The 19,226-nt window shown below is 62.2% G+C and carries 18 protein-coding genes; 11 read left to right on the top strand and 7 right to left on the bottom strand.

What is annotated here, in order from left to right; all coding sequences use genetic code 11:
• Positions 1-94 precede the first annotated feature (94 nt).
• The 6 genes from CFK21_RS08140 to CFK21_RS15355 all read left to right on the top strand — a co-directional run bounded on the left by CFK21_RS08140 (position 95) and on the right by CFK21_RS15355 (position 5,344).
• Positions 95-292: a helix-turn-helix transcriptional regulator gene (locus tag CFK21_RS08140; RefSeq protein WP_096366188.1), complete on the top strand. Its 198-nt coding sequence runs from the start codon at positions 95-97 to the stop codon at positions 290-292.
• A gap of 196 nt (positions 293-488) precedes the next feature.
• Positions 489-1,376, top strand: coding sequence for a toprim domain-containing protein (locus CFK21_RS08135; protein WP_096366187.1), 888 nt, complete (start codon positions 489-491; stop codon positions 1,374-1,376).
• Entirely contained in the window at positions 1,373-2,896 is a 1,524-nt protein-coding gene (locus tag CFK21_RS08130) for a YfjI family protein (RefSeq protein WP_096366186.1), read from the top strand. Before CFK21_RS08135 ends, CFK21_RS08130 begins: the two co-directional genes overlap by 4 nt.
• A gap of 674 nt (positions 2,897-3,570) precedes the next feature.
• On the top strand, positions 3,571-4,206 hold the full coding sequence (locus CFK21_RS08125; RefSeq protein WP_231971481.1) for a hypothetical protein: 636 nt from the start codon (positions 3,571-3,573) through the stop codon (positions 4,204-4,206).
• 42 nt (positions 4,207-4,248) lie between these two features.
• Entirely contained in the window at positions 4,249-4,863 is a 615-nt protein-coding gene (locus CFK21_RS08120) for a hypothetical protein (protein ID WP_096366185.1), read from the top strand.
• Positions 4,864-5,182: 319 nt separating this feature from the next.
• Positions 5,183-5,344 (top strand): hypothetical protein, encoded by a 162-nt coding sequence (locus tag CFK21_RS15355; RefSeq protein WP_172844278.1) that lies wholly within the window; start codon positions 5,183-5,185, stop codon positions 5,342-5,344.
• A gap of 103 nt (positions 5,345-5,447) precedes the next feature.
• Here the strand turns inward: CFK21_RS15355 and CFK21_RS08115 are convergent, their stop codons facing one another.
• The 6 genes from CFK21_RS08115 to sbcB form a co-directional block, all read right to left on the bottom strand.
• On the bottom strand, positions 5,448-5,972 hold the full coding sequence (locus CFK21_RS08115) for an FKBP-type peptidyl-prolyl cis-trans isomerase (RefSeq protein WP_096366184.1): 525 nt from the start codon (positions 5,970-5,972) through the stop codon (positions 5,448-5,450).
• Between the two features lie 27 nt (positions 5,973-5,999).
• Complete coding sequence (locus CFK21_RS08110) at positions 6,000-6,392, bottom strand: hypothetical protein (protein ID WP_369801189.1); 393 nt, start codon at positions 6,390-6,392, stop codon at positions 6,000-6,002.
• 144 nt (positions 6,393-6,536) lie between these two features.
• Positions 6,537-8,405, bottom strand: coding sequence for an adenylyl-sulfate reductase subunit alpha (gene aprA / locus CFK21_RS08105; protein ID WP_096366183.1), 1,869 nt, complete (start codon positions 8,403-8,405; stop codon positions 6,537-6,539).
• Positions 8,405-8,887 carry an adenylyl-sulfate reductase subunit beta gene (aprB, locus tag CFK21_RS08100; RefSeq protein WP_096366182.1) on the bottom strand — a complete coding sequence of 161 codons (483 nt, stop codon included), beginning with the start codon at positions 8,885-8,887 and terminating at the stop codon, positions 8,405-8,407. Before aprB ends, aprA begins: the two co-directional genes overlap by 1 nt.
• A gap of 27 nt (positions 8,888-8,914) precedes the next feature.
• Positions 8,915-9,703 carry an adenylyl-sulfate reductase gene (locus CFK21_RS08095; RefSeq protein WP_096366181.1) on the bottom strand — a complete coding sequence of 263 codons (789 nt, stop codon included), beginning with the start codon at positions 9,701-9,703 and terminating at the stop codon, positions 8,915-8,917.
• A gap of 558 nt (positions 9,704-10,261) precedes the next feature.
• Positions 10,262-11,719, bottom strand: coding sequence for an exodeoxyribonuclease I (sbcB, locus tag CFK21_RS08090; protein WP_096366180.1), 1,458 nt, complete (start codon positions 11,717-11,719; stop codon positions 10,262-10,264).
• A 161-nt stretch (positions 11,720-11,880) separates the two neighbouring features.
• Between sbcB and CFK21_RS08085 the strand changes: the two genes are divergently transcribed.
• A complete protein-coding gene (locus CFK21_RS08085) occupies positions 11,881-13,542 on the top strand; it encodes a sensor domain-containing diguanylate cyclase (RefSeq protein ID WP_172844277.1) in 1,662 nt (553 codons plus the stop codon).
• A gap of 99 nt (positions 13,543-13,641) precedes the next feature.
• On the opposite strand, the gene CFK21_RS08080 is transcribed toward CFK21_RS08085, so the two are convergent.
• A complete protein-coding gene (locus CFK21_RS08080; protein ID WP_369801188.1) occupies positions 13,642-15,876 on the bottom strand; it encodes an NADP-dependent isocitrate dehydrogenase in 2,235 nt (744 codons plus the stop codon).
• A 221-nt stretch (positions 15,877-16,097) separates the two neighbouring features.
• On the opposite strand from CFK21_RS08080, the gene CFK21_RS08075 reads away from it, so the two are divergent.
• From CFK21_RS08075 to CFK21_RS08060, 4 genes are all read left to right on the top strand, one after another.
• Positions 16,098-17,063 carry a calcium/sodium antiporter gene (locus CFK21_RS08075; protein ID WP_096366177.1) on the top strand — a complete coding sequence of 322 codons (966 nt, stop codon included), beginning with the start codon at positions 16,098-16,100 and terminating at the stop codon, positions 17,061-17,063.
• A gap of 171 nt (positions 17,064-17,234) precedes the next feature.
• A complete protein-coding gene (locus CFK21_RS08070; RefSeq protein WP_096366176.1) occupies positions 17,235-18,254 on the top strand; it encodes a sodium:calcium antiporter in 1,020 nt (339 codons plus the stop codon).
• Positions 18,255-18,388: 134 nt separating this feature from the next.
• Positions 18,389-18,592, top strand: coding sequence for a YgaP family membrane protein (locus CFK21_RS08065; protein ID WP_096366175.1), 204 nt, complete (start codon positions 18,389-18,391; stop codon positions 18,590-18,592).
• Positions 18,593-18,661: 69 nt separating this feature from the next.
• Complete coding sequence (locus tag CFK21_RS08060; protein WP_096366174.1) at positions 18,662-19,159, top strand: ferritin-like domain-containing protein; 498 nt, start codon at positions 18,662-18,664, stop codon at positions 19,157-19,159.
• The last annotated feature ends 67 nt before the right edge of the window (positions 19,160-19,226 follow it).

Genomic DNA, 19,226 nt, shown 5'->3' with positions numbered 1-19,226 from the left:
GCCTGGGGCGGCATTCCACGAGACAGCTTGAAGGACAGTCCCCTAGCTCGTTCGCAATGGAGCCATGTTCAACAACGCCTCAGGAGGCGCAAACATGGCTACCGCAATCCTCAGACTTCCCGCCGTCAAGGCTCGCACCGGCCTTTCTCGCTCCACCATCTATCTGCGTATTTCGGAAGGCAGCTTCCCGAAGCCCGTCTCCCTCGGCGGCCGTGCCGTGGGTTGGGTAGAGGCGGAGGTGAATGCCTGGCTGAACCGGCAGATCGAGGCCAGCCGTAAGGCTGCACGGTAAGGGGAGGCCAGAGCGATGACCAGAAACAGAAAGGGCCGCGCTGGCTGGCACCAGGCGACCCTGAAGACTTCTAAGCACACCTGTCATTCTACCGGCATCGGTTGCCGCGTAAAAGCGGCCGTCGTCACCCTGGCCGTTTGGGGCTGGTTCCCCATCGGACTGGCGCAGCGGATCAACCGCATGGGAGGTACGCACGATGAATAATGCGATCTCCCAATTCCGCGACGCTATGCGATCCGCCGGGCTGGAGCCGCCGGACGTTCTGGAAGCGGGCAAGCTGTATCGCTTCCCCGGCGCCGGTAAACGCCCGGCCAACCGGGCGGGCTGGTGCCTGTTGTTCGATGACGGGCTGGGTGGTTGCTTCGGAGACTGGTCCTCCGGTCTCTCGAACACCTGGCAGGCGAAGCGCAACAAACCCTTTTCACGGGCCGAACGGACCGCATTCGCGCGCCGGGTGGAAGCCGCGAAACAACAGACCGAGGCTGAGCAGCGCGCCCGGCAGACCGAGGCGGCGAAACGTGCCGCTGCAATCTGGAACGCGGCAACCCCCACCCCAAAGACGCACCCCTATCTTGCCCGCAAGTGCATCCAGCCGCACGGCGCGAGGATTCACAAAGGCGCGTTGACGCTGCCGGTAATGGACTTCACTGGGAAGCTGACCAGCCTGCAATTCATCGCCACCGATGGCGGTAAGTTGCTGCTCTCCGGCGGGCGCAAACGGGGCTGCTTCATTCCCGTGGCAGGTGAGATGGGAAACCCCGCCCGTGTCCTCATCTGCGAGGGCTGGGCCACCGGCTGCACCCTGGCCGAGGACGAACCCACCGCGCTGGTACTGGCGGCCATCGACGCGGGCAACCTGGAACCGGTTGCAATGGCTGCCCGCCGCCGTTGGCCATCCGCCGAACTGGTGATTGCGGGGGACGATGACCGGCTGACGGCGGGGAATCCCGGCGCCACCAAGGCCAAGGCCGCCGCTATTGCATCGGATGCGCTGCTCGCCCTGCCCCAGTGGCCGAAAGACGCACCCGAGCACCTGACGGACTTCAACGATCTGGCCGTGTGGCTGGCGCGAGGTGAAGCATGAGCGCCGACCTGCTGAAGACCGCCGCGCCACCGCCCGAGGATTGGCCGGAACTGGTGCCGCTGGATGCGCCCAATCTTCCCCGCCTCGATCTCGTACACCTGCCCGGCTGGGCCGGCGACTACGCCCGCGCCATTGCGACCGATACCGAGACGCCACCGGAACTGGCGGCCGGGATGGTCCTGGTCGCCTGTGCCACCGCTGCCGCCCGCCGTCTGCGGGTGATGGTGAAGCCGGGTTACTTTGAGCCCTGCAACCTGTGGGCCGTGGTGGCCCTGCCGCCTGGCAACCGCAAGAGCGCGGTGCAGTCCGCCGCGACCGCGCCGCTGGTCGCCTGGGAAAGGGATCAGGCTGCCATCCTTGAGCCTGAGATCAAGCGCATCACCAGCGAACGCAAGACCTTGGAAGCCCGCGCCAAAGAGAAGCGCAACAAGGCCGCCAAGGAGAAAGACAACGGCAAGGCGGCGGAGCTTGCGCGGGAGGCGGCCGACATCGAGGCCGAACTTCCCGACATCCCCATGCAGCCGCAGATTTGGACATCAGACGCCACCCCGGAGCGACTGGGCGCACTGCTGGCCGAGCATGGCGAGTGCATGGCCTGGCTGTCGTCGGAGGGCGGCGTCTTCGATCTACTGCAAGGCCGCTACTCCAACGGCATCCCCAACCTGGACCTGGTGTTGAAAGCCCATAGCGGGGACGCGGAACGCGTGGACCGGGGGAGCCGTCCGCCGGTCTTCCTGAAAGGCCCGCGCCTGAGTATCGGCCTAAGCCCACAGCCGGATGTGTTGCGGGGACTGGCGGCTAAACCGGGATTCCGGGGCCGGGGACTGTTGGGGCGGTTTCTTTATCTGCTACCGCCATCCCCGCTGGGCTATCGCGCCTTGCAGTCCAAGCCCGTTCCGGAAGGCGTGCGCGACGCCTATGCGGCCGGCCTCCGCGCCATGCTCGATTGGGAACCCGTCACTGACGAACATGGCGAGCAACGCTCCCACCTGCTGCGCCTGAGTGATGAAGCTTATGCGGAGTGGTACGCCTTCGCTCAAGCCATCGAGGTGCAGATGCAACCGGGTCGGGAGTTGGAGCACTTCACCGATTGGGCAGGCAAGGCACCGGGCGCGGCGGCACGGCTGGCCGGGGTATTGCACGGCATCAAGCACGCCCACGGCACACCATGGGAGGCCGCCATCACCGCTGAAACCATGACCGCCGCGTTGGAGATCATGGCCGTTATCACCCGTCACAGTCTGGCGGCACTGGACATGATGGGCGCCGATCCCACCATTGCCGCCGCCCGCCTGGTGTGGGACTGGATCGAACGGGGCCGGTTGGACCGCTTCACCGTGCGCGAAGCCTTCAACGCCCTGCGCGGCACCTTCCCCCGCGTCGCCATGCTACGCGAAGCCCTGGATGCGCTGGAAGAGCGTGGCTACCTGGAGGTAACCGAACCACTGCGAGACGGACCGGGCCGCCCGCCCTCGCCCATAGTGCGGGTCAGGCCAGAGATTGCGAGGGCTTGGCGATGAGCTGGCGCGAAACCCTCGGTGTTCCCGCTTCAACGGAAACCCTCTATACGCACAATTCGCAGAATGCGCAGAACCCCACCGAGCAGGGCAATTGTGCGGATAGTGCGGATTCTGCGTATAGGGATTCAGAACAGGAAAACTCCAAGCTACTGGAGGCACTGGCCGACGCCTGCAACGGACTCGACATCACGCCCCCGAGGTAAAGGAAGCACTCGCAGCGGAAGACATCGAGGACTGGGGTAAAGGCGCGGTCAGTGCCGACACGCTCGCCGCATTCGCCCGCTCACTTGTGCAGCGCCGGGAAATGGATCAGGACAAACGCCCGGAGCACTACACCGAACAGGCCACCTGCAAGCACTGCGGCCCGATCTGGTTGTGGTTCTCCGGCGAAGTGCTGGGCTGCCCCTGGTGCTGGAATCGGGCAGCGGATAAACCGATACAGCGACCCTGCTCCGTCCGCTGCGCCGACTGCATCCACTTTGAGCGAATCGACCATCCGCACCTTGGCCACTGCGCCAAAGGCGAGCCGGAGGCTATCGCCGGATTGTGGGACACGGACCGGCGATATTGCGAACGCTTTTTACCAAGGCCACAGCAAACCCGTGACGACCAACCAAGGCCCACAAGGGCCGAAACAAAAAGGTGAATTTCCCAAATGATTTCGGTTAAAAAATATGGAGGTGAACATGGGTGGCATGGGTAGCGGACGGCATTGGTACTGGGGAGCAAAGGACACCACCGACGATTACCGCTCCATCGACGTGCGGCGTTGGAAACGGGATGGCCTGCTCGTGCCGCACCAATCCTTCGGCTGGCAGTGGTCGCGCCTTGGCGAAGTAGTCGCCTCCATCCGCGTGCTCACCGAACCGGGCCGCGTGATCCTCAACTACCGGCACCGAAGCGGCGGCGAGGACTGGAAAGACGAAAGCTACCCCGTCTATCTCGACTGGACCGCCTGCCACCTTGGCGGGAAACGACCCTGGTTCCTCTGCCCTGCCCGTGGTTGCGGTCGGCGCGTGGCGATCCTCTACGGCGGCGGCATTTTCGCTTGTCGTCACTGTTACCAATTGGCCTATCCCAGTCAGCGGGAAACCTGGGACGACCGAGCGGTAAGGCGTGCCGACCGCATCCGCGACAAGCTGGGATGGGAGCCGGGCATCCTCAATGGCGAAGGCTGGAAGCCCAAGGGGATGCACTGGAACACCTTCGAGCGGTTGACCGCGCAGCACGATGCGTTTGTGCAGATTTCGCTGGCCGGCATGGCGGCGCGGCTGAATCTGCTGGGCGAATCGTCAGATGATTGGGTGTAAACTCGACTGAGAATTTGTTGCATTTACCCGACGGTCAGAGACATGGCAAAGCGTAAATCGTTCGAAGACATTCTGACGACTGAATTCCGGTGGCCCACAGCAGGCGACAAGCCGTTTGTCGTTGCCGACGATCCGTTCGACAACGCGAATATTGCAGATAATGAATTCACCCGATTGGTGCTCATGATGACGGGCTACAAGGAGGCAGCCGACTTGATGGTGGAGAGGTCAGCGAACGATCGCCCGGCGCGGGACACACTCGTCTTTCCAATCATTTTCAACTATCGGCAGTTTTTAGAACTTACCTTGAAATACCAGTTGGCGACATATGGTCCAGCGGTCGGTATACGCGCCAATTGGGAAACCCATGACCTTGCTGCCCTCTGGAGCGAATTCTTGGCGATGCTGGAACGCTACGGCACCGAAGATCCGGATGAAGCTGATCCGGTAGTCGGTGAAATTATCCTCGAATTCGCAAAGATCGACCCTCGCTCGTACTCCTACCGATACCCAGTCGATCGCAAAGGCAACCCCGTTCCAGTGGCTTATAGCGATCTGCACCTACCAACGCTTGCGGACGTCATGAAGGCAGTGGATGGCTACTTTACTGGGTGCGATGGCTACCTGGACCAACTGCGCGCCGCCAGTCCCTCCTAGCCTTGCTCTCGTAGGCGTAGATGTCCCTCGGTAACCGATGACCCTGGGGGCAGCTTTGGGGGCATCTTCATAATTGCAATCATATAGTTATTCATTAAAACAATATGTTATGCGACGTTTTCGGTAGTCGCCGCCCACCAAACACAAAGGGCCACCCGAAAGGGTGGCCCTTTTGCTTTCGCTGAATATCAGTGGGCTGGAATTGCCGGCAGGATACGCACTGTAGACATTGGCAAATGATGCATGCTGCGGTAGAATTGGGAGTTTGAGATAAGTGGTTTATTCAACTGCCGTTTCTACTGCCCAGAGGAGATGAATTATGAGCGACGCACCCAAGACCCGACCCAAGGTTCCCGAAGGCAAGTCCCGTTATCTGATCACCCGTCAGAAAGAGCCGAATGAAAAGGGTTACGTGGGCTACGACACCATCTGGGAATCGTTCCAGAAAGAGCAGGCATACCAGACCCCGAAGCGCCCCTGAAACGAAGCGCCGCGCGACCCCTTACGGGCGCGCGGCCACTCGTTCTTTCACTTCCTCAATCTCTACCGTCCCCCGGCAACCGATCAGGCAGCCATAGACGACTTCAGATCGGCACCTGCTTGCCGGCCCCGGACAGATCCGGCCCCTTTTCCACCTTACCGCCGAACTCGATCTCTTCCTCAGTCGCGTCGCGGACTGTCAGGACCTCGAGCTTGAAAATCACCTGCCGCCCACACAGGGGATTGTTGCCGTCGATGGTAATGTAATCGCCGGCGATACGCGTCACCAGGAAGCTCTTGGTCTGCCCCCTGTCATTCTCCATCAGGATGGCCGTACCGACCTCGCGGTACTCCTCAGGGACGTTATTGATGTTTTCGGTAATGACCAGGGATTCATCTCTGGGGCCGTAGAGCTGATTGCAGTCGATCGGCACCTCGATCGTGTCGCCTGCCGCCCTGCCTTCCAGCTTCTGCATGACGGCCGGGGCCAGTACCTCATTGACGCCCTGCACGTAGCCCAGAGGGTACTCGATTTCGGTTAAAACACTGTCGGTCTTGACGTCGATGACCTTGTATTTAAGTTCGACGTATTTACCGTCCGTGATGATGTCCTTGCTGATCTCGGTCATGATGGTCTCGATAAAGCTGGTAACATTCTAGAAGATGGAGGCACCGAAAATTCTGACTTCGCCGTCCTCGTAGCCGAGCACCATACGCCCCAGCCACTCACCTTCCTTCTTGGTGCTTCTGACACGGTACAGACATGTGACATGCTCGCCGCGGCGGATAAAGCCCAGGAAGTCATAATTCGGATCCAGGCTGCGCGTCAGTTCACTCTTGACAAACTGCTTGCCCACCTCGACTTCGTTCAGGCCGAACAGCAGGTTGTAGGAAAACTTCTTGATGAATTTACCGTACTGTCCCTTGTTCGAATACTCGATCAGTTCTTCCCACATGGGATGAGCGATCGCCTGCAGTTCCTCATCGGTATGGTCCAGGATATTTTTGAAGTCCTGTCCTTCTGTGGATGCTTCAGTCGTCATATTCATCTGTCCACCGAGTCAATAGATCGTTGTCGCCGTAATAACGAAAAAAGATCAACAGCTGTTGATCTTTTCAGGTCCGGCCGGAAAACCGAGGGATCTCTACCGTTCGTAGAGATCCCTCGCATTACATCCCTGTCGTATGTGTGACTACTCGTCCTCACCCACCAGGTGATAACAAGGCGCCTTCTCCATGGTGTATTCCCCGGTCTTCGGGTCGCGACGGGAAACGGTCAACACGTGCCAGTTCTCGTCATCCACCTTGAGTGCGTCGCCGCGGTAGTAGTAGCCGGGCCAGCGGGTTTCCTTACGGAACAGGGTATGCTGCATGACGGCCTCGGAGGTGAGAAGACGATGCTTCAGCTCCCATGCACGCAGCAGTTCATGGACATCCTCTGCAGCGATCTTCTCAAGATCCTCTTCCAGAATCTTGAGCTTCTTGAGGCCGATGTGCAGCAGCTTCTCGTTGGTCATGTAGTTGACCGTTACGCCGCCGGCATACTCATCCATCAGCTTCTGCAGGCGATCCAGGCCCTGACGCGGATTGATGTAGTTGGGATTGACCGTACCCGCAGTGATCTCGTTGCGGTAGATACGGTAATGCTCCATCGGCTTGTAGATCTCTTTCCTGCGATCTTCGATCTGCTTCTCGGACACGACGATACCTTCAGCCTTACCGTCGTCGATGTACCTGCAGGCAGCCTTGGCGGCCAGACGGCCTTCGGTGAAGGAACCCGAGGAGAACGCGTGCGGAGTACCGCCGACGGCGTCACCGGCACCGAACAAACCTTCGACCGTGGTCATGCGGTTATAGCCCCAGAAGTACTCCTCCGGAGAGATATCTTCCGGACCTGAGCACCAGGCGCCGCAACCGGTGGCGTGCGAACCCATGACATAGGGCTCGGAGGTCGTCAGTTCCGGGTTCTCGTTCTTCGGATCCACGTCGGTGGCCGCCCAGAGCACTGCCTGACCGACGGTCATACCCAGGAAGTTGTGCCAGCCGATTTCTTCCAGATGCGGGTCCTGGAAGGCTTCCATGGTCACCATGTGAATCGGACCACGACCGGCGTTGACCTCGCTGATCAGCGCATGGTTACGCAGGCAGGTCGGGATCGGGCGGTGGGTCCGGTGAGACGCTTCCGGATCCAGATATTCCTTGCCGACCATCTCCTGCAGCTGCGGCCACCACTTGGATTCGTACTCTTCACCCAGGCAGTTCTGGGTGTAGGTCTTGAGGTGCAGGAAGTAGGCACCCACCGGACCGTAACCGTCCTTGAAGCGAGCCAGTACGATGCGGTTCTCCATCTGGGTCATCTTGGCGCCGGCGCCGATCAGCAGGCCGTAGGCCGAACCCGAGGACCAGGGGGCGTACCAGACACGGCCGGCACCCTCACCGACTGAACGCGGCTTGTAGATGTTGGAGGCGCCACCGGCGGCGACGATAACGGTCTTGGACTTGAACACGTGGTAGTTACCGGTGCGGACGTTGAATCCGACAGCACCAGCGACACGGTTGTCCTTGGACTCGTCCATCAGCAGATGGGTGACGCAGATACGGTTGAACACCTTGTCGGCCGACTTCTTCGCGGCTTCCGCGACGATCGGCTTATAGGACTCACCGTGAATCATGATCTGCCAACGGCCTTCACGCTGATAGGCACCGGTCTTGGGATCGCGCATCAGGGGCAGACCCCACTCTTCGAACTGGTGCACGGCGGAGTCCACGTGACGCGCCATGTCGAACAGCAGATCCTCACGCACCATGCCCATCAGGTCGATGCGCGCATAGCGGACGTGATCTTCCGGGTTGTTCTCCCCGAAACGGGTTCCCATGTAGCAGTTGATGGCGTACAGCCCCTGCGCTACAGCACCGGAACGATCGATGTTTGCCTTCTCGGCGATGACGATCTTCTTGTTCTGTCCCCAGTACCTGGCTTCCCATGCAGCACCGGTACCACCGAGGCCTGCGCCGCAGACCAGGATATCGATATTGTCTTCAACGATTGTTTCGTAAGCCATCAGTAGTACACCCCTGCTTTCATTTTCAGGCCATTTGACTTGAGGGTGTGTATATCACCATCGTCGAGCCGTATGTATTTGGGTTCGTTGAACAGCAGCTGGCTGTCGCGCTGCTCCTGTGTAGGCGCCGACACATCGGCAAGCTGAGGGATACAGGTTCCCCAGGGCTTGGTCGTGATGGGCGCCAGCAGATCGATGTCTTTCTGGCCGTTGCGGAACTTGATGCGCCAGGCGATAACGCCCTTCTCCTCGTCACGCTTCACTCGGACCGAGTGACCCAGCGGGGCGAAGTCTGCATAGCCCCGAACGTCGATTGCCTGATGCGGGCAGGCCTTGACGCAGGAGTAGCACTCCCAGCACATATTGGGTTCGATGTTGTAGGCGCGACGGGTGACCTTGTCGATGTGCATGATGTCTGACGGGCAGATATCGACACAATGACCACAACCGTCACAACGAGTCATATATACAAAAGTTGGCATGAAATACTCCTTACTTTTGAAAATTAATTAGTAGTGACGAGGGGGTTCGCGGTTGATACCGAGCCCCATATTGGGCGGGTTGCTGCCCATGTATTCCGGGATATCAGGATACCGTTTCTGGACGGCGGGATCCGACAGATCATAGTCATCAGGCAGATTCTCACGCGAACCGTCCGCCTTGATGCACTTCTTCTGGTAAGCCGCAGCAGGCTTGAAGAACATGTGCGCGAACTTGGACCAGTAGACGCTGCCGAACAGTACCGTGGCGCTGGCGATGAACAGCACGAAGAACAGCGTATTCACTGCGCCGCCGCCCATGGTGAAGGACCAGAGCAGTGCGAAGGTCGAGGTGGCGAGCAGGCCGACAATGAAGATGTCGCCGCGACCGTTGAAGTTGTACCACTTCACGCCTTCAGAGAAGAGATCGACACGGATGGCGAACCAGAACCAGTAACCGCCGACGGCGAGGGACAGCGCGCCCAGGTGCCACAGCAGCGGCCAGATGCCGGCCTCGGCCGACGTTGCATAGCCGAAGATCAGGACGGCGGTGCTGACGACAAAGACGATGAAACCCCACATGGTGAGCAGGTGCGAGGCACGACGACGGGGATTCTTGAACTCCGACGAGGTCAGGACTTCGCTGGCGACAGTCTGCATCGCGAGCGAGGCCTTCTCGCCTCCGCTCAGGGTGCGCTTGGCACTTTTCTCTGCCTGCTTGGCATTCTCGAAGAAGTACTGGGCACTCTTCTTGTGCATCATGTCAAGAATGGTGCCAACGGCAACCAGAATGACCATCAGGATGACGTACCCCTGCATGATGGAAGGAGAAATAAATGCCGAAACTTGCGCAAGTTCGGCGAAGGGGTTGTTCGCGATCATGGACTCGAGTCTCCTCAGCTTATGTTTCTGTGGCCCGGAGTGTGAATGGATTTAAACGCCATTACAACAAGTTAAGATTTCTGGGACCATAAGTATTTCTGATTACAGGCCCAGCTGTATGTTGTCATCTGCAGGCATTGACGGCCTCGGCCATGCCGATTCCGTAACCCGATGTGATCCGAAAAACGCTGCAGCGACGCTGCGCACGTGCCGTGGAACCATCGCGGCGGTCAGAGAGCGCCCCAAATGATAACTGTTTTCATTTCCTGATCGGCTGCTCTGCCTGCCGCCGCCTGGCATTCCAGGCAGAAAAGTCCGGATCCGCAAAGTGTAGTCCGCCCCACCTGTATCAGCGAAGGAATCCACACTAAGCCGCGCATTTTAACAGCGACCACGCCGGATGACTATGGGTAAAATCGATCAAAAATAGCATATTAAATTTACTTTGCCCTCCCATGAATTACGATTATGGGAAGTCGGCGCGAACCGCCGGCCTCAGACCCGGCCCTGGACGAAGCGTTCGAGTTCCCGACCGAAGGCCGCCACCTCGTCGAGCAGCGCCTGCTTGCCGGCATCATCTGTCAGTTCGGCGCGCAGCTGATCCAGTTCCTCGCGAAAGCCGCTGAAACTCAGATGCCCCGCCTCGCCCTCCAGCAGACGGGCACGGCAATGCGCCAGCCAACGGTCCTGGTCCTCGGGCCCGAGTGTTTCGGGATAATTGCGGGCACGATAGCGAAACAGCATCTCGCCCAGACGTTCATCGCTGAAGTTCCAGCCCTGACCATCAAGCTGATCGGGTGGCGTCTGGTGGACCCGCTCCATCAGGGCCTTGTCCTTGTCGTCGAAGAAGCCGCCGGCATAGATCATCAGATCGGGATCACTGACAGGCTCGAACTCGCGCGGTTCGAAGATCTTCGCCAGCTTCTTCTGTACCTCCTTACGCGCGTCCAGCAGCCGCTGGCGGTTCCGGCGGCAGGCCATGAGGTCGATGTTGAGCCGTGCCGCGGCCTCGCCGGTCAGGGTCGAGGTGGGTGCGATCACCGGGCACTTGTTCACCAGCAGCTGCTTGAGCGCGGGCCGCTCCACCCCCTCGGGCAGATCCTCGCTGGCGGTATACAGGCGCTCGGTCAGCGTCTTCACTCCATGATCGAGCAGCAGCGAGGGATCCTGCGACAGATCGAATACGATGATGCTGTTCTTGTTCACCGGGTGAGCGGCGACGGGTACCACCATGCGGGTATTGCCGTGGTCGCTGCCGTACATGCCCGAGGTGTGCAGGATAGGTGTCATCTCCTTGAGATCGATGTACTTGAGTACTGCCTGCTTGCGCCGCAGCTGATAGAGAAAGTCATACAGCTTCGGCTGTTTGTTCCGGATCAGCTGCGCCATGGCCAGGGTGGCATGAACATCGGCCAGGGCATCGTGCGCCTGTTCATGGGCGATGCCGTTGGCGACCGTGAGTTCCTCCAGCTTGTAGCTGGGGCGGGCGGCATCCTCGCGTTGCGGCCAGACGATGCCCTCCGGTCGCAGGTCATGACAGGCACGCACCACGTCGATCAGATCCCAGCGCGAGTTGCCGTTCTGCCACTCGCGGCCATAGGGATCGTAGAGGTTCCGGTAGAGGGTATTGCGGGTGACCTCGTCATCGAAGCGCATGGAGTTGTAACCCACGCCGCAGGTGCCGGGCTGCGCGAGTTCGGCCAGGATGCGGGCGATGAACTCCGCCTCGGGCAGGCCCTGCTCCAGTGCCTGCTGCGGGGTGATGCCGGTGATGAGCGAGGAGATCGGGTGCGGCAGGCTGTCCGGTGCCGGCCGGGCGAGGATATTGAGCGGTTCGCCGATGATGTTCAGTTCTTCGTCGGTACGGATGCCGGCGAACTGCACCGGGCGGTCGCGCCTGGGATCCAGACCGAAGGTTTCGTAGTCGTGCCAATAGAGAGTGTTCTGGGTCATGAAACTGCCTTGATGAAAGCCGGGGCGACCTTAGCACGGCGCCTGACCGGGGAACCAGCCTGTGCGGAAAGATGTACCCGGCCATTATCCACAAAAGCAATGCGTATTACAGACCGTTGTCTGGTCCGCCATCGGTACACCGGCTAGAATGGACAGACATAATGCGTAACATAATTGCAAGACCCGCCGCATTGTGCGTATCACTGCTCCTCCTCGTCGCTGCAAGCCACGCCATACCTGCAGTTGCCGAATCACAAGCCCCGGCCCAGCCGATCGAAACCGTCGAGGTCACGCCGCCCTGGGTGGTGTCCCTGCAGTTCGCACTGGGACTGCTGCTGGCAGCGATCTTCCTGGCCGTGTATCTGCGTGCCCTGCGCAGCGAACGCACCCTGCTCGCGGCCCGGCTCAGGACCCGCACCCGGGAACTGGAGGGACGCGGCCGACAGTACCAGGCCCTGTTCGACAATGCCGCCGTATCGGTCATGGTCCATGATCCGGACAGCATGGAAGTCCTGCAGGCCAGTGAAAAGGCCCTGGCCAGCTACGGCGTGGACAGTGTCGAGGCGCTGAACCATGCGGCCTTCGTGAGCCGCGCCATCTGGTCGGAACCGCCCTATTCGCTGCAGGAGGCCAGGGAACTGTTCCAGCGCACACGCGAGGCAGGGCCGCAGCGCTTCGAATGGCGTACCCGGCGCCTCGACGGCAGCGAGATCTGGGAAGACGTCTTTCTGCAGCTGGTGCCGGTGGGCGGCCGCGAGCGGATTGTCTCCACCGCGGTCGATATCACGGCCCGCAAACGGGCCGAGGCGAAGCTGGTGCGGCAATTGGAAATGGAGGGACAGGTACGCGAAATCTCGCTCCGGCTGCTCAACTGCGGCGTGGGAGGCACCGGTGACGGTATTACCAACGCCATCACCCGGCTGGGCGAGAACATGGCAGCCAGCCGCTGCAGCCTGCTGGATTACAGCGACGAGACCGGCGGCTTCGACCTGTTTCTGCAGTGGTGCGCCCCCGGCACTGGGCCACTGAAGGCCGACTTCCATATCCCGGCCGTGGTGGTCGCGCCCTATCAGACCCGGCTCATTCGCGGTGAGGCCGTGATCGTCAGCCGCGACCGGGCCGGCAGGGACAGCATCGAATACTCGCTGCTGGAGGCCGGCGGCGCTCAATCGGTGCTGTGCCTGCCCATACTGCGGGACGGTACGCTGGAAGGGATACTGATCCTGTCCTTCCCCGAACCGCGGCCGAGCCTGCGACCCGCCGAGATCAGACCGCTGCAGGTGAGCGCGGATCTCATCGGCGCAGCGCTGGCGCGCAAGCGCCTGGCCGGGGAACTGGAGCATCAGGCCAGTCACGACGTACTGACCGGCCTGAACAACCGGCGCAAGTTCGAGGAACTGCTGCTCCAGGAGATCGAGCGCACCAACCGTTACCAGCGGCCCTTTGCCGTGATCATGTTCGATATCGATCACTTCAAGCGCATCAACGACCGCCACGGCCATGATGTCGGCGACGCCGTGCTGAGCGAACTGGCCGCCATCGTCAGGGAGCAGGTCCGGGACACCGACATCCCGGCCCGCTGGGGCGGTGAGGAGTTCATCGTCCTGTTGCCCGAAACCGGGATCGAGGGCGCGGGCCGGGCCGCAGAGGGACTGCGCCGACGCATCGCCGGAACACTGTTCACCGGCGCCGGCCGCGTCACCATCAGCCTCGGGGTCACCCAGTACCAGCCCGGCGACAGCCTCGACAGCCTGGTCAAGCGCGCCGACGAGGCGCTGTACCGGGCCAAGGAGGAAGGGCGGAATCGCGTGGTAGTGACTTAGCTGTCATCGCGAGCGCAGCGTGGCAATCCCACACCGCAGTATCAGCCGGCAGGAGATTGCTGCGTCACTTCGTTCCTCACAATGACGGACGTGTAACTGTCATTTAAGTTGATCGATAACGGTATTGAGCGTCGCACTGGGCCGCATCACCGCCGCGGTCTTTGCCCTGTCGGGATGATAATACCCCCCCAGATCCGCCGGCGTTCCCTGCACTGCGTTCAGCTCATCGAGAATCGTCTGCTCGGCTTCCTGCAGCCGCTGCGCCACCGGAGCGAAGATCTCCTTCAGCCCGGCATCCTCGTCCTGCGCCGCCAGCGCCCGGGCCCAGTACAGGGTCAGGTAATAATGACTGGCCCGGGTGTCCGGTTCGCCGACCTTGCGCGAGGGCGACTTGTTGTTGTTGAGGTAGTCGCTGTTGGCCTGATGCAGGGCCCGGGCGATCACACCGGCGCGGGCATTGTCCTGCTTGCGGCCGTACTCCTCCAGCGCCACCGCCAGGGCCAGGAACTCGCCCAGCGAATCCCAGCGCAGGTGATTCTGCTCCAGCAGTTGCTGCACGTGCTTGGGCGCAGAGCCGCCGGCGCCGGTCTCGTACAGACCGCCGCCGGCCAGCAGCGGCACGATGGAAAGCATCTTGGCGCTGGTGCCCAACTCCAGGATGGGGAACAGGTCGGTGAGATAGTCGCGCAGCACGTTGCCGGTGACCGAGATGGTGTCCTCGCCGCGCCGCATCCGCTCCAGGGTGTAGCGGGTGGCCTCGGCCGGCGTCATGATGCGGATCTCCAGCCCGTCGGTGTCGTGCTCCTGAAGATACGCCTCGACCCTGGCGATCAGATTGGCGTCGTGGGCGCGCTCCGGGTCCAGCCAGAACACCGCCGGCTGACCGGTGAGCCGGGCGCGGGTCACGGCCAGCTTGACCCAGTCGCGGATGGGCAGGTCCTTCGTCTGGCACATGCGCCAGATGTCGCCGGCCTCGACCGCATGCTCGAGCAGCACCCTGCCCTGCGTATCGATCACGCGCACCGTGCCGGCGGCCGGGATCTCGAAGGTCTTGTCGTGCGAGCCGTACTCCTCGGCCTTCTGCGCCATCAGACCCACATTGCTGACACTGCCCATGGTGGCGGGATCGAAGGCGCCGTGCTGTTTGCAGAAGTCGATGGTGGCCTGGTAGACGCCGGCATAGTTGCGGTCCGGGATCATGGCCAGGGTGTCATGCTGGCCGTCGTCCGGTCCCCACATCTTCCCGCCGGCGCGGATGGCCGCGGGCATGGAGGCATCGATGATGACGTCGCTGGGCACATGCAGGTTGGTGATGCCGCGACTGGAATCAACCATGGCCAGCTCGGGCCGGCTTTCATACACCGCCTGGATGTCGGCCTCGATCGCCTGACGCCGGTCCTCGGGCAGTTCCTGCAGTCGGGTATACAGGTCCGCCATGCCGTAGCGTGGATCGACGCCGAGCTGTTTGAAGGTCTCGGCATGCTTGTCGAACACTTCCCTGAAATAGACGCTCACCGCATGGCCGAAGATGATGGGGTCGGAAACCTTCATCATGGTGGCCTTGAGATGCAGCGACAGCAGCACGCCGTCCCGTTTCGCCTGTTCGGCAGCCTGTTCGAAGAACTCACGCAGGGTGCCGCAGTTCATGACCGAGGCGTCGATGACCTCGCCCGCGCCCACTGCGACCTTCTCCTTCAGCACCTGCGTGCCGCCGTCCTCGCCGACCAGTTCGATCTTCACCCCGCCGGCGGTGTCGATGACCGCGGACTGTTCGCTGCCGTGGAAATCCCCACTCTCCATCGAGGCCACGCGGGTCTTCGAGTCCGCGGACCATGCGCCCATGCGATGCGGATGCCGGCGGGCATATTCCTTCACCGCCCCGGCCACGCGCCGGTCCGAGTTGCCCTCGCGCAGCACCGGATTGACCGCGCTGCCCAGCACCTTCGCGTAGCGCGCCTTGATCTGCTCCTCTTCGGCATCGACCGGTTCGTGCGGATAGTCCGGCAGGTCATAACCCTGCGCCTGCAGTTCGCGGATGGCGGCATTGAGCTGAGGGATGGAGGCACTGATGTTGGGCAGCTTGATGATGCTGGCTTCCGGCGTCTTTGCCAGTTCACCCAGTTCGGCCAGGGCATCGGGACGGCGCTGGGCCTCGGTCAGCCGCTCGGGGAAGGCGGCGATGATGCGCCCGGCCAGCGAAATGTCGCGGGTCTCGACCCGGATGCCGGCCGCCGATGTGAAGGCCTGCACCATGGGCAGGAAGGAATGGGTCGCCAGGGCCGGGGCTTCGTCGGTCTCGGTGTAGATGATGCTGGGATCGGACATTGAGGGCATTCCTGATTACGGGTGAATGGTGGGGCGGACCCGGTGCAGCGCGCATTATATTTCAGCCTCGGTGGGTGCACTAGCCCGGATGGAGTTGTCGCCGAGACGGCAGCTGTTATGATGCAGCCTGGACTGCAGACACCGTCATTCCCGCGCAGGCGGGAATCCATCAGCCGCCGTGGTTGCTGGATCCCCGGCTACGCGGGGATGACGCCCTTGAGTGACCCTGTATGACTATCCCCCTGCTCGCCGTCATCGCCGGTTTCGCCCTGCTGATCTGGAGTGCCGATCGCTTCGTCGCCGGCGCCGCGGCCCTGGCCCGGCACTTCGGCATGCCGGCGCTGCTGATCGGCATGGTGGTGGTCGGCTTCGGCACCTCGGCCCCGGAGATGGTCGTCTCGGGCCTGGCCGCGGCCCAGGGCAATCCGGGCATCGCGCTGGGCAATGCCTACGGTTCCAACATCACCAACATCGCGCTGATCCTCGGCATCACCGCCCTGCTCAGTCCCATCGCCGTACATTCGCAGGTGCTGCGCAAGGAGCTGCCGCTGCTCGCCGCCGTGACCGCCCTGGCCGCCTGGCAGCTTCATGACGGCAGCGTGAGCCGGACGGACGCCCTGGCGCTGCTGGCGGTGTTCGTCCTCATCATGGGCTGGAGCATCCGCCAGGGGCTGCGCGGGCGCAGCGACGCGCTGGGTGCTGAAATGGATCAGGAACTGGCGGCCCACCCCATGCCCCTGCCACGGGCGCTGCTGTGGCTGGGCATCGGCCTGCTGGTGCTGATCGCCAGCTCCCGGCTGCTGGTCTGGGGCGCAGTGACCATCGCCCAGCAGCTCGGCGTGAGCGATCTCGTCATCGGCCTGACGGTGGTCGCCATCGGCACCTCGCTGCCGGAGCTGGCCTCCTCCATCATCGCGGCGCGCAAGGGCGAGCATGACCTGGCACTGGGCAACATCATCGGCTCCAACCTGTTCAACACCCTGGCCGTGGTCGGCATCGCCGGCGCCATCGCCCCGCTGGCGGCGGGACCGGAGGTGTTCTCCCGCGACATGCTGGTGATGGGCGTACTGACGCTGTCGCTGTTCGTGTTCGGTTACGGCTTCCGGGGACCGGGCCGGGTCAATCGCTTCGAAGGCGGCGTGCTGCTGGCCTGTTATATTGGGTATACCGGCTGGCTGGCGTATGGTCTGCTGTAGCGCCAATGATGGGTTGCAGGATGAGTGCAGTGCGGTAGGTCGGGTCAGCGGAGCGTAACCCGACAACGCGAAGTCGGATTACGGCCTGCGGCCTGATCCGACCTACGCAACTTCGCTCTGCTCAGCCCAGCCTACAATCAAAACACGACGCAATAAGCTGAGACCCCCCGGATGTTCGAATCCCTGACCGCCAGCATCATCGCCTTCAGCGCCGCCGCCCTGGTCATCGTCACCGCCGGCAGCCGGCTGGCGCGGGTGGCCGACGAGCTGGCCGACCGCACCGGTCTCGGCGAGGCCCTGTTCGGCATCTTCCTGCTCGCGGGCGTGACCTCGCTGCCTGACTTCGCCGCCACCCTGAGCGCGGCGCTGGACGCCCGGCCCGACCTGGCCATGAGCAATGTCATGGGCAGCATGGCGGTGAATCTGGTGTTTCTCGGCATTGCGGACGTGGTCTACCGCAAGGCCAACCTGGAACACGCGGCCGCCTCCCCCACCACCCTGATGCTGGCGGCACTGCTGATCGTGCTGCTGACCCTGCCGCTGCTCGCGATCGCCACGCCACCGGTGGCCCTGGGCGGTGTGCATCCGGTCACCCCCATTATCGTGGCCGCCTACCTGTTCGGCCTGCATCTGGTCATGCGGTCAGAGGAACGTCCCATGTGGTTCCCGCGGCACACCCGCCAGACCGTGCCGGACAAACCGGTACATCACCGCCGCGGCGGACTGAGCCTGGCCTGGCTCAGCTTCATCGTCCTGGCCGCGGTGACCGGCCTGGCCGGCTGGGTCCTGATGGAGGCCGCCAAGGTCATCAGCGATCAGTCCGGGTTGTCCGAAACCCTGGTCGGCGGCCTGTTCACCGCGGTGGCCACCTCCACGCCCGAACTGGTCACCACCATCGCGGCCATCCGGGCCGGCGCGCTCACGCTGGCGGTAAGCAACATCTTCGGTACCAACTGCTTCAACATGCTGGTCGTGGCCGCCGCCGACGCGGGCTACCCCGGCGGGCCCATCTATCACGACATGGCGCCGGTGCAGATGACCTGGGGCCTGGTCAGCATCCTGATGACCGGCATTCTGCTGCTGGGGCTGGTGCGGCGCGAGACCTATGGCATCGGCCGGATCGGCTTCGAGAGTGCGCTGATCCTGACCATTTACGCAGCTGCGCTGGCGATCATCATCGCGGGTGGCTGACCCCCCCGGAACAAGCAGCATCCGCGCCTGTCGGCACCGCCCCCCCCTGACAAGCCACCGGATATGGGCTATATCTCAGCCTACCGGATCGGCATGGCGGATCCGGATGGCTGTCTTAAGCAGGGAGAAACAGGATGTCAATCGACCGTATCGTGCTTGCCTTCGCCGGTGCAATGGTGCTGCTCAGCCTTGTCCTGGCCCAGTTGCACAGTCCGTACTGGCTGTGGCTGACCGCCTTCGTGGGCGCCAATCTGCTGCAGTCGGCCTTCACCGGCTTCTGTCCGCTGGCGCGCATCGTCAGGGCCCTGGGCGCGAAACCCGGGCAGGCCTTCCAGTAATCCGTCTCGGCAGGCGTTCAGCTGACGCAGGTCAGCGCATCTGCAGGCTGCAACGCCTATCCTGTATTCATGGATATCCTGACCGAAGCCGAAATCCGCACCCTCCACGAGGCACTCGACGATGAGTATCGCGCCTGGGCGACCTACGACCAGGTGATCCGGGATTTCGGCGAGGTCAGGCCGTTCAGCAACATTCGCGAGGCCGAGGCCCGTCACATTGAGGCCGTACGCTCCCTGTTCCTGAACCATGGCCTGCCGGTGCCCGCCAATCCCTGGCCGGGCCGGGTGGAACGCTACGCCAGCCTGCAGGAGGCCTGTGCCGCGGGCGTGGCCGCCGAGATCGCCAATGGCGAAATGTACGAGCGCCTGCTGCAGACCACCCACCGCGAGGACATACTTGCGGTGCTGCGCAATCTGCAGGCGGCCTCGCAGCAGCGTCATCTGCCGGCCTTCCGCCGCTGCGCAGCAACCGGCAACGGCCAGGGACATAGCCGGAACAGAAGCCACGGCCGCAGCGGATGTCGACAAGGCGACAACAATAGGTATCGCCTATCAGATAAATTGTAACAATCGATTTAACAGAAGTTCACGGCCGCTCTATAGTAGCAACCGTGTTCAACGAATCATGCAGTAA

The sequence above is a fragment of the Thiohalobacter thiocyanaticus genome, from assembly GCF_002356355.1.
Lineage (GTDB): Bacteria > Pseudomonadota > Gammaproteobacteria > Thiohalobacterales > Thiohalobacteraceae > Thiohalobacter > Thiohalobacter thiocyanaticus_A.
Note: the sequence above shows the minus strand (reverse complement) of the source record. Positions and strands in the feature narration are given on the sequence as shown.

Coding starts and splice junctions, on each gene's coding strand:
- CFK21_RS15355 (WP_172844278.1), top strand. CDS start 5,183: ATGAGCGACGCACCCAAGACCCGACCCAAGGTTCCCGAAGGCAAGTCC.
- sbcB (WP_096366180.1), bottom strand. CDS start 11,719: ATGACCCAGAACACTCTCTATTGGCACGACTACGAAACCTTCGGTCTG.
- CFK21_RS08135 (WP_096366187.1), top strand. CDS start 489: ATGAATAATGCGATCTCCCAATTCCGCGACGCTATGCGATCCGCCGGG.
- CFK21_RS08080 (WP_369801188.1), bottom strand. CDS start 15,876: ATGCCCTCAATGTCCGATCCCAGCATCATCTACACCGAGACCGACGAA.
- CFK21_RS08125 (WP_231971481.1), top strand. CDS start 3,571: ATGGAGGTGAACATGGGTGGCATGGGTAGCGGACGGCATTGGTACTGG.
- CFK21_RS08130 (WP_096366186.1), top strand. CDS start 1,373: ATGAGCGCCGACCTGCTGAAGACCGCCGCGCCACCGCCCGAGGATTGG.
- aprB (WP_096366182.1), bottom strand. CDS start 8,887: ATGCCAACTTTTGTATATATGACTCGTTGTGACGGTTGTGGTCATTGT.
- CFK21_RS08085 (WP_172844277.1), top strand. CDS start 11,881: ATGCGTAACATAATTGCAAGACCCGCCGCATTGTGCGTATCACTGCTC.
- aprA (WP_096366183.1), bottom strand. CDS start 8,405: ATGGCTTACGAAACAATCGTTGAAGACAATATCGATATCCTGGTCTGC.
- CFK21_RS08075 (WP_096366177.1), top strand. CDS start 16,098: ATGACTATCCCCCTGCTCGCCGTCATCGCCGGTTTCGCCCTGCTGATC.
- CFK21_RS08060 (WP_096366174.1), top strand. CDS start 18,662: ATGGATATCCTGACCGAAGCCGAAATCCGCACCCTCCACGAGGCACTC.
- CFK21_RS08070 (WP_096366176.1), top strand. CDS start 17,235: ATGTTCGAATCCCTGACCGCCAGCATCATCGCCTTCAGCGCCGCCGCC.
- CFK21_RS08120 (WP_096366185.1), top strand. CDS start 4,249: ATGGCAAAGCGTAAATCGTTCGAAGACATTCTGACGACTGAATTCCGG.
- CFK21_RS08095 (WP_096366181.1), bottom strand. CDS start 9,703: ATGCAGGGGTACGTCATCCTGATGGTCATTCTGGTTGCCGTTGGCACC.
- CFK21_RS08110 (WP_369801189.1), bottom strand. CDS start 6,392: ATGAATATGACGACTGAAGCATCCACAGAAGGACAGGACTTCAAAAAT.
- CFK21_RS08115 (WP_096366184.1), bottom strand. CDS start 5,972: ATGACCGAGATCAGCAAGGACATCATCACGGACGGTAAATACGTCGAA.
- CFK21_RS08065 (WP_096366175.1), top strand. CDS start 18,389: ATGTCAATCGACCGTATCGTGCTTGCCTTCGCCGGTGCAATGGTGCTG.
- CFK21_RS08140 (WP_096366188.1), top strand. CDS start 95: ATGGCTACCGCAATCCTCAGACTTCCCGCCGTCAAGGCTCGCACCGGC.